The organism is Coraliomargarita algicola, assembly GCF_033878955.1.
In the GTDB taxonomy this organism is placed as follows: Bacteria; Verrucomicrobiota; Verrucomicrobiia; order Opitutales; family Coraliomargaritaceae; genus Thalassobacterium; species Thalassobacterium algicola.
In genome coordinates this window covers 4417408-4434818 of record NZ_CP138858.1, presented here as the reverse complement: position 1 = coordinate 4434818, position 17411 = coordinate 4417408, and the positions used below count along the sequence as shown (strand labels likewise).

The window sequence follows — 17411 nt, the reverse complement described above, 5'->3', positions numbered from 1 at the left end:
TCCTCCTCCACACCATTTAAGCTTAGCCGTGCCCACAATGGCCACTTGCGAGCTTAAACCATCTTTTTAACCAAATGGGATGGATCCCCAATTCTCAAACTGCTCGCGGGTATATTAGAAGGCGCCTATATCCGAGAATTGCGGTGCTCCAAATAATTGAGTCACAACAACTCTCAACTCGGCGCACTCGATGGGATCGAAACGATATAATCTCTTATAACCAACAGTGGTCCCACGCACAAGCGTGCGCCACTCGCCCCCCTCATTCACTTCTACGTGATGCTCTGCGATGCGTTGACCATGCTCAACTGCCTCTTGAAGGCATAATACCGTCACAGCGCGCTTACCGAGCAGGCTAACATTCACGATCCACGGGGCCTCAGGACTCAGCTCTTCCGTAGTCTCCGATGCAACGACAGATTTAACTAAGTCATCAGTAAATATCCGTTTCTTCTCAATATTATAAGCTTCAAGATTTTTAGCGTCCGTCTCATGCAGCAAGCCTTCTGGTGTAATCGGCAAATTAAGTAATAAGACGCCATTTCTCCCGACGCTCTCAAAATACAATTGAATCAGCCCCTCCGGACTTCTCACCTGATCATCTTCTTCGGGATGATAAAACCATCCTGGCCGAATCGACACATCGCACTCAACCGCACGCCAAACTCTTAACGCACAAGCATCGGGAGCATCGCCCTCTCTCAAACGTTGCTCCTTATCGACGGTTGCGACCGCACCAACAGCTTGAGCAATACCCGAGTCTCCTGGATACTTGATAAAATCAGGGTCTATCGTCGACCAACTCGTTTCCCCCGCAATCCCTAGCTCATTCCCCACCCAGCGAACGTCTGTGCCACCATCACCAAAAGTCACGGCGTTCGGTTGTAACTGCTTCACCAAAGCAAAATAACGCTCCCAATCATATTCCTGCATCTCGCCATTGGGCCCCTTGACGCAAGCACCATCAAACCACACCTCATGTAACTCACCATAGTTCGTCAAGAGCTCCTCTAGTTGCGCACAGTAAAAGTCATTGTAGCGAGGCGAATCGCCATAACACTGCTCATGCCGATCCCATGGTGATAAATATAGCCCGACCATCAGACCTTCGCAGCGACACGCATCGACAAACTCACGCACAACATCGCCTTTTCCATTCTTCCATGGCGATGATTTCACAGAATGCTCGGTCGTTTTAGTGGGCCACAGACAAAACCCGTCATGATGCTTTGCTGTCAAAATCGCAATGCGCAAGCCGCCCTGCTTAGCGGCTCTCGCCCACTGTCGGCAGTCCAATTGTGTTGGATTAAATATAGCCGGAGACTCCGAACCATCCCCCCACTCCAGTCCTGTAAATGTATTAGGGCTAAAATGAAAAAACGCATTTGTTTCGGTGCGCTGCCATGCGAGTTGCGCAGTCGATGGAACTGGGTGTGATAACTTCATACTAAAATATTAACAGATTTGAATTCGACCATTCTATTTCGATACATTCGCTTGGGAGCATAAGTGGCAGGCAACTTGAGCACCATCGGGCATCGTCTCTAACTGAGGCGTTCTCTGATCACAGGGTTCAAAACAGTCCTTGCACCGGGGATGGAAACTACAACCGGAAGGCAGGTTCCCCGCATCAGCGACTTCGCCTCCCAACTCAAACTCCATTGTAATATCCGGATCGGGATATGGCACTGCACTTAATAGCGAACGTGTATAAGGATGCTTTGGATCCTCAAAGAGTGCAGCGGAAGAAGCCATCTCCACGATGCGTCCTGCATACATCACCGCGACCTTGTCACAGAGATGCCGAACCACACTGAGATCATGTGCTACAAAGATATAAGTCAGTCCAAACTCTTCCTGCAGATCTCCAAGCAAGTTAATCACCTGCGCCTGAACGGACACATCGAGTGCAGACACCGCCTCATCGGCCACAACTAGTGAAGGATTCATGATTAGAGCACGGGCAATTCCCACTCGCTGGCGTTGCCCCCCGCTGAATGCATGGGGATAACGATGACGATGCTCTGGTTTCAAGCCTACTTTACCAAGGATGCGCTCCACACGATCATCCAGCTCACTCCCTTTAGCTAAGCCATGAATCTTCATCGGCTCAGCTACAATATCTCCCACTGTCATGCGAGGGTTGAGCGACGCATAGGGGTCCTGAAAAATCATCTGCATCTGCTGACGCAGCGGCTTCAGCGCTTTATTGGAAAGCTGAGCCAGATCAAGGCGGCGCCCATCAGGTAGATTCATGATGACTTCACCTGATGTCGGCCTGAGTGCACGTAGAATTGAACGTGCACAGGTGGTCTTACCGGAACCACTTTCCCCGACCAGCCCTAGAGTTTCTCCAGGCATCAAATCGAAGCTGACTTGATCGACTGCTTTAATTTTCGAAATTTCTTTTCGAACAAAGCCCTGGCTATAGACTGGGAAATATTTGCACAAATTGCGCACCTGCAACAATGGTTGTGTGCCCTCGACAGGTGTAGCATTTAAGTGATCGGCTTTTATTGAATGATTCATACGGTCCTCTCCTTCACTGGCTGAGCAAATGCAGGAATCGCATCAAGTCGCAGACAAGCCGCATCACTTCCCGTATCTGACAAGACCATCTCTGGGGCATCCCCCACATCACAGAGCCCACCTAAGGCGAACTCACAACGTGTATGGAATGGACATCCTTTCGGTATCGCCGTCAATGCGGGAACGCTGCCTCGAATCGCCGATAAGCGCTCGCCTGGTGCCTGATTCACGCCAGGCAAAGAATTCAAAAGTCCGCGCGTGTAGGGATGCTTCGGACGCTTTAATACGTCGCGCACAGAGCCAGATTCAATCACTCGCCCAGGGTACATGACAGCAACCTCGTCGGCCACTTGCGCCACCACTCCCAGGTCATGCGTAATAAAAATCACCGACGCATTGCGCGCCTCTTGTAATTGCTTAATCAACTTAAGAATCTGCGCTTGAATTGAAACGTCCAGTGCAGTCGTCGGCTCATCAGCAATCAAAATTTCAGGACGGCACACTAATGCCATCGCAATCACCACACGTTGTCGCATACCACCACTGAGTTCGTGCGGGTATTGATCGACACGTCGCTCCGCTCCCGGGATGCCCACTTCTCGGAGCATTTCGATCGTCATCTCACGCGCTTCTCGCTTGCTCACCTGCTGGTGCAATCGAATCGCTTCAATGATTTGATTCCCGACCGAATGCACGGGACTCAGGGCCGTCATTGGTTCCTGAAAGATCATGCTGATGGCACCCCCTCTTAAATCATAGAGCTCATCAGACTTTTCCGGGAGCTTTAAAACATCAAAGGGCTCCCCATGACTCGGGTAATACATAATTTCTCCTCCAGCAATTCGCCCTGGTGGACGAATCAGGCGCAGGATCGAATTGGATGTCACGCTCTTGCCACAACCAGACTCTCCTACAATCGCCAAAACCTTGCCTCGTTTTAATGTAAGGCTCACATCGTTGACCGCAGGCACCTCGCCCTCCTCGCTCGGAAAGCATGTCCTTAGATTACGAATACGGAGAATAGTATCTGACGCTGGGGTTTCAATGGCTGCAGAATGAGAGGACATAAAAAAGTAGAAAAAGTGAATCTAGCGGGAGGCATAAGGATCGGCTGCGTCACGCATGCCATCCCCGACAAAGTTAAAGCACATCACAGTCATAATAATCATAAAGACTGGAAGCAATAGCCACGGGTAATTGGCCACGACATCGATATTCATCGCTTCCTGGAGCATGACTCCCCAAACCACCGGAGGCCGCAAACCCAGTCCTAGAAAGCTCAATGTTGTTTCTGCCAAAATCATCGCTGGCACACTCAACGATAGACTCACAATGATGTGACTGGTAAAACCTGGCAATAAATGCCGAAACAGAACACGCCCATCGCCCGCACCTAATAGTCGAGCGGCGACTGCATAATCCTCTTCTCGAAGAGAGAGAATCTTACCTCGAACCACACGCGCTAGGCCTGTCCAAGCCAATAAACTCAATAAGATAGTAATCGCGAAATAGGTCTTCAATGGCGACCAATCACCTGGAACAACCGCAGCAAACGCCAGCCATAGGGGCAAATGAGGAAATGAATTAATCACCTCAATGAGTCGTTGAATCATGTTATCAACGCGCCCACCTACATAGCCTGAGATACCGCCAATGACTGTTCCTAGCAGGAAGGTGACTACGATCGAAAATAGACCAATCGATAAACTAATACGCGACCCATAAATCAAACGGCTGAAAACATCTCGCCCGTATTCATCCCCACCAAGGAAATAATATGGGATGGGTTCACCATCCGCTCCCAAAACAGAAGGTCCGAACAAGTGACGATCCCATGGGATCAATCCAAACAAGTGATACGTCTCCCCTTTAACGAAAAAACCAAGAGGGACCGTGCTCCCCGTTACTGTATAGTATTGTTTAAGAGAAATCGGATCGGTCTGCCGAGTCAGTTCCTGATAATGTAGGCCCTCTGAAAGGCTCCACTGAGGTGATTGAGGTGGACAATAAATATAATCAACTTCGATCTTACCGGGGTCCCCCGTCGCTACGAATTCAGCAAGGCCTGCCATACAATATAGTATCCCCAAGAGAAACAAAGAAATCAAAGCAAGTCGATGATACGCAAAGTTCCGGCGAATCAACTGCCACTGAGAATAAGTGGCCAAATTCGATTCACTACTGTCTTCAAGATTCCCGACAATGGGGTTTTCCTCCGTGGGCATCATGTTCTCTATAGAATTGCTTTCATCGATCACAGGCTTCACTTGGCACCTCCTTCCATACGAATCCGAGGATCCAACCATAATAGCAATAAATCACTCACCAAGGTGCCAAAGACACCTAATAAACTGAGCACCATGAGCATCGAGCCCGCGAGATAAACATCTTGGGTCATCAGTCCTTGTAGCAACAACGGCCCCAACATCGGCAGACTCAATACAATCGCAATGATCGCGCCACCAGATATCAATTGAGGAAAGATACTACCAATCCCCGAGATAAATGGATTCAATGCCAAGCGAACCGGATATTTCATCAATAGCCGGAAAGGACGCACACCCTTGGCAAGCGCTGTGGTCACATAAGGCTTACGAAGTTCATCCAGTAAATTCCCACGCATCACTCGAATCATCCCCGCAGTGCCTGCGGTGCCGATCACAATAACCGGCACCCAAATATGAGTCATCAGGTCAAGCACCTTGCCCCAAGACCAACCTGGCATCGCTGCGTATTCCGGAGAAAAGAGCCCCGTAACGTTCACGCCAAGGTCCTTCGTGCTCCAATACATTAATACGATCGCAAGCAGAAAGTTTGGCACACACATACCGATAAAACCAACTGTGGTGAAAATATAATCCGCAAACGAATACTGACGCACGGCTGAATAGATCCCAATCGGGATAGCAAGTGCCCAAGTAAACATAACGGTAAAGAAAGAGACTAATAGTGTCAGAATAAGACGATCTCCCACCAGTGAATTAACAGTCGTCTCCGTTTCCATAGACCGCCCCATGTACCCTTGTAACAGCCCCTTATCACCTTCATCAAAACTGGTAAACCATGTTAAACCGATCCATCGGCTGTACTGCTGGAAAAAAGGTTCATCCAAGTGAAAGCTCTGTCTCAATTCTTCGACTTGCTCGATTGCCGCCTCATCACCAGTCAAACGCAGCTGTAAGATGCGTGTTTCCACGTAATCCCCCGGTGGCAGTTGAATAATATAAAAAATCACCAAAGAAACCACTGAGAGCGTCGGAATTAGAATTATAAAACGCTTCCCGATATAAGGAAATTTCACTGCGGAGAAAACAAAGACAGCAAGCAAGGTAAGCATCAGTCCGCGACCGAACCACCAAGCGATCCCTTTGCCATGCTTCAATTCAGCAACTTGTCCTGATACACTTTGAGGCTCAGGAACAATGCGCGTCATTTGGTCTTGAATCTCAAGCAGCGCTTCTGGCGATTCTGTGGGCTCGTCATAATAATACGTTTCCACACCAGTATTACCAGGCGTCATATAAGTATAACCAACCAAAGCCTTCGGTGCGACATTACGCAGGCCATCTTTGACCAGCACTGGTTGCGGCGGTGGTGTCGCAATGCTGATCGACCACAGATTCTCGGCTGCGATTTCTAAAATTTCCTGATACAAGCGCATTTGCGCTTCATCAGTAGTCGCCTGTATCGCCTCTTCGCGCAGCTCCATCGCACGACGAATCGGGCTACCGACGACAGGTTCAACCATCTCTCCTCCTTGCGCTCGTGGGTCGCCATACAGACCGCCGCGAAGAAACCATGCGGCATTAGACATCGCAAAATGCGATTGCGCACTGTCGGCGACGAAACTACGAGATCCGACAGTCGGGTTGTATTCACTCATCCCAGACCACACCGTAAAATCATGCTGTAAGCTGGATTTTTCTGCCCAAAATAGCGGGCGTGAACGTTCGCGAGGCACCGCACGTATTCCAACCTCAGCCCAATTGTTGATCACAAACTGCACCGGCCCCTCACCGGTATAATCAGTGTAATCAATGTACCATGTCATGGGACTACCATCTGAAAAGGTTCGCATCCCCGAAAACTCATCTCGAACTAAGCCAAGCGCATCCAACATTGCATTCGCACGTTCTGGATCGAACTCAGTAAAGCTGTGTAGCAATTTTTCCGAAAAATACGGAGATCCCTTACCGGGGGCAATTTGAGCAGGTTCACCAAATCCACTGTAGACGGCGGATATAATATTTTCCCGATCGATCGCCAATGACAGGGCCTGACGAAAACGCTTGTCTCTCAACAATTCAGCCTTCAGTGCAGTGCTCGGGTCTTCTGGGTCCACATAGCGATTCTGGTTCGGCCACAAAGCCCACGCCGAACGATCTGCCGACAACCAATGATACACTTGAAAATGGTTACGCTCTCGATTCTCCATCAACAACGTATAATCTGAAAAGCGCACATGCCGTGCCTGCATGCTCATCTCGCCTGCAGCCGCAGCGACTGGGATTAGCTTGGGAGCTTTTACACTGAATAAAATTCGATCTAAATAGGGCAACTGATTACCGGCCTCGTCCACAGCCCAGTAATAGGGATTCCGAACAAAACTCTCGGGTGGATTGTTTTGGTAGGTGCGATAGACCCATGGCCAGATGCGTGGATGCTCTGGATTGCGAAAATTCTTCAGCTTAAAATAAAGTGCCCGGGCAGTGGAGAAGCCACGGGCTTGCATGGCCTTTTCAATCAATTCGGAATCGCCCCATTCGGGGTGGTAGGGCTCCAGGTAATGCTTTGGAGAATACGGGAAAACCGGGTTGGCCAGCATCTCAAGAAAATTACCATAAGGCTTAGGGAAAGTGAATTTTACGGTGTATGCATCGACTTTAACAACATCGCCGGCTTCACCACCTACAATCATCCAGCTAGGCGCTCTGCTATTGAAGTATTGCTCTTCAGCCCACCAATAGTGAATATCGTCGCTTGTAAATGGCGAGCCATCGGACCACTTCATGCCTTTTCTCAAATGAAAAGTCCACTCACGTCGATCTTCTGAGCTCTCCCAACTTTTCGCAATATGAGGTCGGACGGGATAGCCCATGGGTGACCAGCGCACCAGCGTCGACGCCGCGAGACGATCTCCGATCAGCGACACATCGCTGGACGAACTCGCCACTCGAAATAAGGTGCCTCCGAACCTCCCCACCCCATCGGGTCCTTGCAAGACAACCGGTTCCTCCCCAACTCTCTCCTCAACAGCGGGTATATCGCCACGCTCGACCAGTTCGGCTAAGATCGGCGACTCACCTTTAGGATACCATGCTGCAGAGTGCCCAATGGTATAATCCACATCAACCTGCACCACCGGAGGCTCTGTAGCACTTCCCATCTCTGAGCGATCCAAATGAATCGCCTCAAGTTCCGCGGCATCATAAACGATGGGCGTGCTTTCGATCACCGGGCGCATCCAAACGGAAATGCCCCAAGAGCAGAGCATTAAAGCACTAGCGACCGCAATAAAGAGGCCAATAGCCTTAAAGTAACTATTTGATAATTTAGACATCCTAGGGGTATAACGACGCATCGACTGACTAGCCGTAGTAAAGCAGGTATTTGATTCGAAGCCGCTTATTCGGTAACTTTGATAACTGTATTGAGTATGAAACTACTGACAGGCTCTGCCGATTGCACCACAAGGCACTGATGATTCGTCGGCCCCTCTGCATCCAGATCTAAAGTCGCATCCGGCATAATTTCAATCTGTCCTGTAATTGCAGAATCAGCTTCAGCCTCAATGGAAAAACCATTCGCCTGCAAGCTCAAGCTCTGGAGGGCATCCGGCGAAGATTGAACTGCAAGACGACGCACATCATCCGACACACCGAGGTGCCAACGAAATAAAACCGTATCCGCCGCATGCAATTCAACTTCATCACGCACAGTTAATTGCTTGGCATCCCAAGTCACGTAACGAACCCAACGTTTCACCGATGCATAACATCCCGATACATCCACTGACGCACTCCCTCCAGTTGCATCCATCCACTCCACAGTGATCGGTGCGACCCGATGTTCCTCGTCAAATATTTGACCCGCCCCCGCCTTCATCACTTCTGGTGTCAGTTGCTCTGGAGTAAAATCTCCAACCTGTAGCACATTATGACCAGCAACACCTCTGAAATGCGTCAGATAATTCTTCAGGCCATAATTAAAGGTGCCCGCTTCAATCAGAATCTTACGCTCACCCACGATAAAGTTTACGTGCCCACGATCCATATGATCATGAAAATCTCTTGAGCTCCCCCCTCGCATCCAAAAGCCCGTCGCTGTCTTATCATCCCAACTACTGCGCCAGTTAAGATGCGTAGCCAATTCGTAGTTCGCAAAGAGTGGAGGCATCTCAAACTCATCGACACTAGCCGCATCCGCTTGAGCGACCAAGCCGTTAAAGGTATCTGCTGGAAAACCAGATCGAGTTTCCATCGCCCACAGAGCCACTGGATTCGCAGTTGCGGTATAGAAATCGGCCAGTAACTCCTTATACTCCCAACTGGTTGATTTATGACGTCCAGAATCGAAACTATTGAGCATTGAATCACCAGGCTGATAATGATGCACAAACCATGTCGGGAAATTTGCAAGAAACGGATGATCAATTAAGCGACGATCCCCCTCTTGTGCCATGGCACGAGCCGCAGAGAGGATACCCGCTAACGACATACGCGCATAAGAGTGACCTTCGACAAACTCCCCCTGTTTCCCTTGAAAATCCATCGAGCGTATAAGATTCTGAACCCCCAACTCATAGGCTTCGCGATTGGCATCCACTCCAAGTGTAATACTGGCCCGCACAAGCGCTTCGCTCGGTAGTATCCATTGATTACTCTGTACTGCCTGCCCCTTCGCATACCAGGGACGCTTACTTACAAAATCGTCATACACTGCCGCCAATTCACTCGCCAAACGCTGATGCAATGCCTCTCGCAGACCATCAGGCAGAGAGCCCTCTGGTAAGATTGCCAAGCTCTCCGTAATCGCTCGAACTAAAGTACCAGTTCCCAACCAGGCACCGTCCCCACCTGGCTTGAGTTGCAAATTCGAATTTCGCAGCGACCAGCCTGGACGCTGTAAAGGAGCCCAAGAAGCCAGCTCCTGCAGTTGATCGACAACATAGGCGTAAACCTCCGGATCCTTTTGAATTCGTACCGCTGCCGCCATGCGCGGCAAACGAACCGCCAGTCGAGTGCCCGCGCCTGTATCACCCAGTGCCAATGCAAAGGTTCGCCACATTTCATCATTCAATTCGCTCATGTGTGCAGGTCTCTTTTTATAGCGAATAGACAATTGTGAATTATATAACTCATCCAATGTCTCTGGCCGATGAATCACGCCGCGATCCACGTCTTTCTTCGCACGATCTAGCAGGCGTTGACGCGCCTCCACTAAAGAGGCATCCGACATCACTTTCTCAAAAGCCTCATCAGTTGACATCAGTGTTTCACCAGCTTTAACCGCAGGTATCAAGTCGGCCTGCTCAGAGACCTGCGTGATCGGTGCAAGCTCCCCCGAGGGACGCTCTTGCTGGGCACTGTGCTCCTTTGAACAAGCAGAGAAAAACACCAGAGATAGCAGAGGCAGAGTCAGTAAAGTAACACGGGGCATAAACATAGGTTTGGGGATAGACATGAATGAATGGATGACACTTAGCAGCTTTTAAACATCGCGATTATTAGAGCTGTAGAAAGAACAGAGTCACAGGCACATCGCAAAGCCCCCAAGACTTTAATTGTAAAGCCAGTATGATCCCAAAGCAGCTTTAGTATTAAAGTTCTGATTCAATTGCACCAGCGAATCTGGCTCGCTAAATCAATTGAATGACAGCCTCTACACCACTTTTTAATTTAACAGGCCGCACCGCACTCATTACAGGATCCTGCCAAGGGATTGGCTTAGGCATCGCAGAAGTGCTCGCTCAAATGGGTGCGCGCATTATCTTAAATGGTCTCATCACTGACGAAGAAGCAAGGCCGGCGCTCAACAAAATTCGCAAGATTGGAGCCGAAGTGATTTACCACCAGGCCGACGTAACGGATGAATCCTCAGTCGAAAACATGTTTTCTAAAAACGAATCAAAGTTCGGCTCAATCGACATTATGATCAACAATGCGGGCATCTGCTACCCGCACACCATTGAAGAGATTTCCTTACAGGAATGGCAAGAAATGTTAAACGTCAACATCACCGCCAATTTCCTGTGTGCTCGCGCAGCATTCAAACGCATGAAAGCAAGGAAATGGGGAAGAATCATCCAAATCAGCTCAGTCACCGCACACCAAGGAGCCCTGTTTGGACATGTTCACTACGCCGCCAGCAAAGGTGCACAATTGAGTTTCTCAAAGACACTCGCACGGACAGCCGCCCCCTACAATATCACAGTCAATTCAATCTGCCCGGGCATCATACTCACCGACTTACTGCAACGCACCTACCCAGCCGAGAAAATTAAAGAACTCGCCGATTCTGTCCCTCTGGGCCTAGGTAATCCTTACGACGTCGGTGCGGCAGCAGGCTATCTTTGCTCTGAATCAGGCCGATACGTCACAGGTGCCACAATCGACATCAATGGTGGCATGAATATACGCTAAACGATTGAGAGGCTAATAGGTCTCAACAGGAGAAACCTTATGCTTATATACTTTTCGCACCTTCGCCTGTTCTTCCCCGAGTGTATCCACTCGTAGATCCCAGACTGCGGCATTCAGCTCCGCATAGCGCGCTTCACTAAAGTCCGTGGGCGACTCAAGCTTCTGCTTGGCCACATGAATATTTTCAAGCGCTCGATCTACATCCTGCATTGCAACGCTCTTCAATGCTTGCGCGGCTTCAGCTAAAGAAGTCACCCGATGGCAAATTAAGAGCTGATCATTGCCAGCTTCGACTGCCATACGAATGCTTTCCGCCTGGCTATATTTTTCAAGCAGTGCTCCCATATCCAAATCATCGCTGATCACTAAGCCCTGATAGCCAATTTCCTCCCGCAATACATTCTTAATAATATTCGAAGACAAACTCGACGGAAGCTCCTTTTCATCAAAGCAAGGATACCAAGTATGGCCAGTCATGACGGAGTCTAGCTCTGTAGCCATTTGAAAATATGGAATCAACTCTGCCTCATTGAGTTGCGCCCGTGTACGATGCGATGCGGGTAGTTCATGATGCGGATCCACAACCACGCCTGCGTATCCAGGAAAATGCTTACCACAACTAAGGATCCCTTCGTTACGCAAGGCTTGGTTAAACTCCCTCGCATATTCGACAACCTGCTGAGGCGTGGTACCATAACAACGCCCTCGCAGCGAATTATCAGCCTCATCATCAAATGAAACTTCAACCACTGGGCATAAGTTTAAGTTCATGCCAAACAAGCGCATCAACTCCCCCGTTAATGCACCATGACGTTTGATCAACGCTTGATCGCCTCGCTCTAGATATTCTTGCGCACTCGGCAACTCATGGCCGATATGGCGTAATCGGGAAACACGACCACCCTCTTCGTCCACCATGATCACAGGATCTACTTCACTTAGACCACGTAAATCATCGATCAGTTTACGCAATTGCGAAGCGGACTCAATGTTACGCGCAAATAAGATGTAGCCTCCCGGTTGCACCATGCGAAACATCTTTGCGGTCTCCGCATCCAACACAGGCCCCGGCACACCTGTCACCAAAATTTGATTCACAGTACTCATAAAACAGTCGCTACATTAACACTAGAATTCGATACGCACTCACGCACAATATCCATTGAACGTTGCTGTAAATGCTTCACTCGGCTTTGCGCATGTGCCAATTTCTCCTGAGCCCGCCTAGGATCATTCACCAACTGTAAAAGCGCAGCCGACATCTCAGATCCGTCCGTGTCCTCAACTTCAAAAATCCATTCAGGTAGCCCCAGGTCACGCCACATCTGCCCCTTACAAGTATCCGTCGGCACTCTCAAATAAAATGCTGGCGTATTGACCGCACAGGCAAGGATCGGCGAGTGCATTTCCATACTCACCACCGCGATCGCATTGGCATACACACTACTGGCCTCGTCTGGACGCCAGTAAGTATCACGCCATACTACATTGGGTCGAACGTCTTCAGGCATGCGGTCATGCAACTCTTCCTTCGTCAGTTCGATCTCATAAGTCATCTCCGGGCAGAGTAAAACCTTCTTCCCGGTTTCACGCACCCAATCGATCATCAAACGTCGTAAGGGCTCATGATCGGACTCCTTATGCGCTTCACTAATTTCCTGACGCTCCCTCTCTCTGAGATCGGGTTCACGGTTCTGAATCTTGAAGTAAGGGGTGTAGCGCAATCGCGACAATACACAGATGTACTCCCGCGGAGCCAAATCCACCGAATTCAAATAGGCATTTGCCAATGCATCATCACGATCATTGGTCGCAAATGCCGCATCTGGAGCGAATTCCAAATAACGCACCTGCACCTTAGCTGCGCGAGCGGCTTTCAGCGAATCGGTATCACGACAAAAAATGAAATCTGCCTGATTGAGCAGACTCAACAGATTCGCATCAAAACTCTCAAGCGTGACCCCATACACTCCAAATGGTCGTCCCGTATTCGCCCAAGCACGCGTTGCGTGTTCAGCTACAAGCGATGGGCCCGAGCCATGAATGTAATACTCAGCATCCTTCCAGGCCTGAAGCAGATCCGACGACGTCGGCATCCCCGCCTCATTCGCACGCTGAACATAAATCTGAACATTCGGAAAATCCCGCTTGAGCATCTCATCGACACCATAATCTAAATTACCAGCCCATAAGGTAATGTCCGCATTCGGCATGGCTTGCTCAATCAAACGAAGCAAGCCAGGCGTATGCCCCACATCTCCGATATTGACCGACTGCCAAGATGACTTGACGAGCACTTTCACTTGTTTTCCAGACATAATAATCCCCTCACGACACCAATCATAGTGTCATTCATGATAACAGAATTCCGCAGCAATGATGAATAAATACAAGCTAAGCGGATCTTACTGAGCGCTTGCTAATAATTTATCGACGGCGCATTGCCACCGACATAAGTAGAACCATTCCACCCAAAAGACTCACACTCGTTGCAGGCTCAGGAATCGCTGCAAAGCTGATGTCATCCAAGCCCATGAGCGGATTATCTCCTGTCACGACATCGTTCAAATTCACGGTCAATACGGCCGATCCAATAGCCTCGCCGCTGCCAGCTTTATAGCCAAAATAGAGACCTTGATTGGAATCCTTATCCGTAATCGACGAGCCTAAGATTGTTTGCGTATTAAGCACTGTTGAATCATCGATTCCCAGAAATGTAACCACCACAGAATCAATACGCACCCAACGACCAGGCTGTGACAAAGTAAATGCAGCTGCAGAGACTGCATTCACATTCGAAGCAAACGTGCTACCACTCCAAGAACCAAAATCAATCGTCCCGATGATAGTGCCCGCATCATTCGAACCACTCACAGCGCGGATACCACTGCCAGCTGATGTAATAAACCCGCTGTTAGTTACAATACTGCCTGAGCTCGCACCGTTAGCCGTCCCACCAAAGGAAATTTGAATGTCCGGCACGGATGCATCCGTAAACGATACAACATTTGTGCCATCTACAGCACCAGTAAAGTCGCGGACCACCAAGAAATCATCCAAAGCCTCTAAAGTAGCCTGAGAAGTCGCATTGCTTGCGTCAGAAAGAGTGATATCGCGTGCACCATCCGGATCCATTGAAGTGTACAAGGTCGGATTAGAGATCTCTGCAGCATTCAAAAATACAGGCGCAGCCGACAAGGCAACCAAAACTGAGAAGAAAACGGGGGCAAGAGAGCGGGAGTAGTTCATAGTCATAATTATTTATGTTGTGGTTTATGTGATACAAGTAGGGTGAAGAATACCATTTATAGGTTTCCCTTTCCCATTGGACAGCCAATCTTCACTTTAATCATACAGGCCTTTTACAACTGTTGTGCAATCCACCTGCTCAACGGCCTTAGCAATCAAGCAACAGGCAGCGCCACGGTATTTCCCTCTTGCCATTGACCACTGACCATGACGACTTCCGGATATTCAGGTAAGCCCGTATTATTTAAAAATAGCTCACGTGCCAGTAGGTTCACAGTGGTTCTCCCAACGACATGTGTGCGAGCGTCAAAACCGCTCAAATGGGGATGATCACGTACCGGAACGAAAATGCATCCCACATCCCGCGGCACAACCACATCAATCCCTTCAAGCCATCGTAAGGGCGACACTGAAGGAGATAAAATGCAGTCTGGCTTGTGCTTTTGATACCATGCGAGAAAACTATCTCTGTATAGCCCCCCTGCTCTACCAGCGATAAGAGGCACACAGTTCTTTTTCAGTTGGCCCGCTTGCCACGCGAGAAAACGCCCAGAGAACCCGTACCTCAAGCTAGGGTCCAGACTCTGATCCATGGCAAGACCGATACGCTTGTATCCACGCTTACTGGCCTCCTGCAAACACAACTCAATTCCACCACTGTAATCCGTTGCCGTACGATGAATATGCATCTGCCTCGCATGAAAGGCAGCCGCAACCACGCTAAAATCAGAATAATCGAAGTCATCCAAGGGAAAGTTACGATTATATTCGCCTCCCGGCATTAGGATCACGCCACGAATCCCACGAGTAGCCAACACGCGATTCAACTGACGCCCATTTAACGCATTCTCTCCGCCGTATGTAGGGAATTCATCAATACGAAAACCTAACTCAGCAGCACGCTCTACCATTCCTTCATATAAATCTGAATAAAAGTGCTGGCGCTCTTTCCACTGACTCATAGGCACATCAAACTTAGTGATCAGCCCAATCACATCCAACCCACCAGACCGCTTAGATCGACGATTCGTAATCAAAGCAGATACAAATGGATTTTTTCGGTAGCCATACTCATGGGCGAGCTTTTGTATGCGCAAGCGGGTCTCTTCAGACACTTCATGACTCCCCCTCAAAGCATAAGAAACAGTCATGACACTACATTTAGCGATCTTAGCCAATTCAGCCATCGACGATATTTTCTTTTTCTTCATTTATGATTAAAGTTTGCGGAGTCTTCCACTTAGCAAGGACAATCTCCACAATTCTACAACTTGACTTAAACTGCCCAAGCATCAATTACCCCGCATTCAATGCTAGTTCTGAACACGCTCGATTCGCCTCAGTTCATCGAAGTGAAATCAACATGTTTTACGTTTTGAAAAACCCACTCAAACATAGCACTCGACCGAAAACAGCTAGCAATGGTTTTGCATTAGTGATCTCGCTGCTGATGATGGCCTTTGTCTTAATGCTGCTGCTATCGATGCAGTTATTAATACGCACTGAAGTATCCACTGCAGCGATTTCGATCTCAAAGCAACAAGCACAGCAAAACGCATTTCTTGGCTTACAGATCGCACTGGGTGAACTACAGAAACACACAGGCGTTGACACCGTAGTCACTGCTCGTGCTGAATTATTAGACAGCACGAGTGATACAGAATTAGTCGATGACGTCGCGAATCCATTCTGGACCGGCGTATGGAAGAACGATGGCACCTTATCCACTTGGCTAGTCAGCGGAAACACTGGAGCCGATCCTCTCGAGCAACTGGCCGACAACACGGCTTTAGATCCGGCTGCTTCAGATGTTGCCATTATAGTCTCCGAGAAAACCGCCTCTTCCACGACGGGGATTGCCTCAGAAAAATTCGTCTATGCACCCAAGCAAAGCATCTCCGGCGATCTTCAGAGAACCGGAAATTACGCCTACTGGGTCGGCGATGAGGGCCTCAAATCTAAAATCAATCTGAGTATTCAAGAACGTAATGATCTATTGGACCCAGAAAAACTGAAGCTCGTGTCGGCTCAGCGTAATGGAGTCAATGCAATGACTGAGCTTGAGAATTTCCCTCTCGATACACCGGCACAAGTGAGCCGCATCGCAGATCGTAGTCATTTAGATATTCTGATTCCATCAGCTACAGACAAGATCTCAAGCTTACGCTTCCATGACCTGACGACCTACGGCTACGGGATCCTATCAGACATCGCCCAAGGAGGCCTCAAAAAGGATCTCAGCGCAGGGCTGGCCAGCAGCGCCACCGAGCCTAGCTCTAGTATATTCCCCCCGATCAGCCAGCACCCGACGAGCAGCGGGCTTTCGTTCAGTAGTGCAGTGGACCCGGGAGGCCCCCTGTGGGAACAACTCCGATCTTGGGTCAACTACCCATCCAACAGCTCTGGAGAGCTCTTAGTCCGCCCCACTTCGGACACACAGATCGGACTCTCTCCTGTCATTACAGGTGCGCAGTTTTTTTCTCGGCTCACATACGAAACAGACACCACAGGGATGACTGGAAAATACTTCGTTCACATCATCCCTGCCGTCGTACTCTGGAACCCTTACAACGTCCCGCTAGAAACCGAAGATTACACTCTGCGCATAGCAAAGAGCTATCAATATAATTCGAATTTCACCTATTTAACTCAAGCCTCTGGAATCTTCCAAATTGAGCTACAGAATGGAAATAATTCATTCGAAGATGCCAGTGTCGGGAATTCCGGAGATTACAATTTCCGAAAGAACGGCCAGACTCATCTAATTTTTCACATACCGAATGTCAGCCTAGCCCCTGGCGAAGCGATGGTTTATTCCCCCCCGTCAATGATGGGAAATATCATCATCCCTTTAATTACACAACCACACCCACTGCATCTGAAAACCGCTTAGAACCGGGACTAAATCTGAACGGTAGCTACTACTTAAATGCAAACAATCGTAGCCTATATCCTGCTACGACCAACGGAGATTATTATCGCGATTATGCG

12 protein-coding genes are annotated in these 17411 nt (G+C 49.1%); 2 read left to right on the top strand and 10 right to left on the bottom strand.

Annotated features, from left to right (window positions below; all coding sequences use genetic code 11):
- Nucleotides 1-114: 114 nt before the first annotated feature.
- The 6 genes from SH580_RS18260 to SH580_RS18235 all read right to left on the bottom strand — a co-directional run bounded on the left by SH580_RS18260 (nt 115) and on the right by SH580_RS18235 (nt 10212).
- Nucleotides 115-1446, bottom strand: coding sequence for an alpha-L-fucosidase (locus SH580_RS18260; protein WP_319832257.1), 1332 nt, complete (start codon nt 1444-1446; stop codon nt 115-117).
- Nucleotides 1447-1479: 33 nt separating this feature from the next.
- Nucleotides 1480-2529: an ABC transporter ATP-binding protein gene (locus tag SH580_RS18255; protein WP_319832256.1), complete on the bottom strand. Its 1050-nt coding sequence runs from the start codon at nt 2527-2529 to the stop codon at nt 1480-1482.
- On the bottom strand, nt 2526-3596 hold the full coding sequence (locus SH580_RS18250; protein ID WP_319832255.1) for an ABC transporter ATP-binding protein: 1071 nt from the start codon (nt 3594-3596) through the stop codon (nt 2526-2528). Before SH580_RS18250 ends, SH580_RS18255 begins: the two co-directional genes overlap by 4 nt.
- A gap of 21 nt (nt 3597-3617) precedes the next feature.
- Nucleotides 3618-4757 (bottom strand): ABC transporter permease, encoded by a 1140-nt coding sequence (locus tag SH580_RS18245; RefSeq protein WP_319832254.1) that lies wholly within the window; start codon nt 4755-4757, stop codon nt 3618-3620.
- Nucleotides 4758-4792: 35 nt separating this feature from the next.
- On the bottom strand, nt 4793-8089 hold the full coding sequence (locus SH580_RS18240) for an ABC transporter substrate-binding protein (RefSeq protein WP_319832253.1): 3297 nt from the start codon (nt 8087-8089) through the stop codon (nt 4793-4795).
- A gap of 65 nt (nt 8090-8154) precedes the next feature.
- Nucleotides 8155-10212 carry a heparinase II/III domain-containing protein gene (locus SH580_RS18235; RefSeq protein WP_319832252.1) on the bottom strand — a complete coding sequence of 686 codons (2058 nt, stop codon included), beginning with the start codon at nt 10210-10212 and terminating at the stop codon, nt 8155-8157.
- Nucleotides 10213-10400: 188 nt separating this feature from the next.
- Between SH580_RS18235 and SH580_RS18230 the strand changes: the two genes are divergently transcribed.
- Nucleotides 10401-11171, top strand: coding sequence for an SDR family NAD(P)-dependent oxidoreductase (locus tag SH580_RS18230; RefSeq protein ID WP_319832251.1), 771 nt, complete (start codon nt 10401-10403; stop codon nt 11169-11171).
- Nucleotides 11172-11183: 12 nt separating this feature from the next.
- Here the strand turns inward: SH580_RS18230 and nagZ are convergent, their stop codons facing one another.
- The 4 genes from nagZ to SH580_RS18210 form a co-directional block, all read right to left on the bottom strand.
- On the bottom strand, nt 11184-12278 hold the full coding sequence (gene nagZ, locus SH580_RS18225) for a beta-N-acetylhexosaminidase (protein ID WP_319832250.1): 1095 nt from the start codon (nt 12276-12278) through the stop codon (nt 11184-11186).
- Nucleotides 12275-13489 carry a polysaccharide pyruvyl transferase family protein gene (locus SH580_RS18220; RefSeq protein ID WP_319832249.1) on the bottom strand — a complete coding sequence of 405 codons (1215 nt, stop codon included), beginning with the start codon at nt 13487-13489 and terminating at the stop codon, nt 12275-12277. The genes nagZ and SH580_RS18220 overlap by 4 nt, the downstream gene beginning before the upstream one ends.
- 109 nt (nt 13490-13598) lie before the next feature.
- Nucleotides 13599-14426, bottom strand: coding sequence for a hypothetical protein (locus SH580_RS18215; RefSeq protein ID WP_319832248.1), 828 nt, complete (start codon nt 14424-14426; stop codon nt 13599-13601).
- A gap of 149 nt (nt 14427-14575) precedes the next feature.
- Nucleotides 14576-15631: a LacI family DNA-binding transcriptional regulator gene (locus SH580_RS18210; protein WP_319832247.1), complete on the bottom strand. Its 1056-nt coding sequence runs from the start codon at nt 15629-15631 to the stop codon at nt 14576-14578.
- A gap of 164 nt (nt 15632-15795) precedes the next feature.
- Here SH580_RS18210 and SH580_RS18205 point away from each other — a divergent pair, with 164 nt between their 5' ends.
- Nucleotides 15796-17313, top strand: coding sequence for a hypothetical protein (locus SH580_RS18205; RefSeq protein ID WP_319832246.1), 1518 nt, complete (start codon nt 15796-15798; stop codon nt 17311-17313).
- The last annotated feature ends 98 nt before the right edge of the window (nt 17314-17411 follow it).

What these genes read in the sequence shown, in the direction of transcription:
- SH580_RS18260 (WP_319832257.1), bottom strand. Translation starts at nt 1,446, where the DNA reads ATGAAGTTATCACACCCAGTTCCATCGACTGCGCAACTCGCATGGCAG.
- SH580_RS18255 (WP_319832256.1), bottom strand. Translation starts at nt 2,529, where the DNA reads ATGAATCATTCAATAAAAGCCGATCACTTAAATGCTACACCTGTCGAG.
- SH580_RS18250 (WP_319832255.1), bottom strand. Translation starts at nt 3,596, where the DNA reads ATGTCCTCTCATTCTGCAGCCATTGAAACCCCAGCGTCAGATACTATT.
- SH580_RS18245 (WP_319832254.1), bottom strand. Translation starts at nt 4,757, where the DNA reads ATGATGCCCACGGAGGAAAACCCCATTGTCGGGAATCTTGAAGACAGT.
- SH580_RS18240 (WP_319832253.1), bottom strand. Translation starts at nt 8,089, where the DNA reads ATGTCTAAATTATCAAATAGTTACTTTAAGGCTATTGGCCTCTTTATT.
- SH580_RS18235 (WP_319832252.1), bottom strand. Translation starts at nt 10,212, where the DNA reads ATGTCTATCCCCAAACCTATGTTTATGCCCCGTGTTACTTTACTGACT.
- SH580_RS18230 (WP_319832251.1), top strand. Translation starts at nt 10,401, where the DNA reads ATGACAGCCTCTACACCACTTTTTAATTTAACAGGCCGCACCGCACTC.
- nagZ (WP_319832250.1), bottom strand. Translation starts at nt 12,278, where the DNA reads ATGAGTACTGTGAATCAAATTTTGGTGACAGGTGTGCCGGGGCCTGTG.
- SH580_RS18220 (WP_319832249.1), bottom strand. Translation starts at nt 13,489, where the DNA reads ATGTCTGGAAAACAAGTGAAAGTGCTCGTCAAGTCATCTTGGCAGTCG.
- SH580_RS18215 (WP_319832248.1), bottom strand. Translation starts at nt 14,426, where the DNA reads ATGACTATGAACTACTCCCGCTCTCTTGCCCCCGTTTTCTTCTCAGTT.
- SH580_RS18210 (WP_319832247.1), bottom strand. Translation starts at nt 15,631, where the DNA reads ATGAAGAAAAAGAAAATATCGTCGATGGCTGAATTGGCTAAGATCGCT.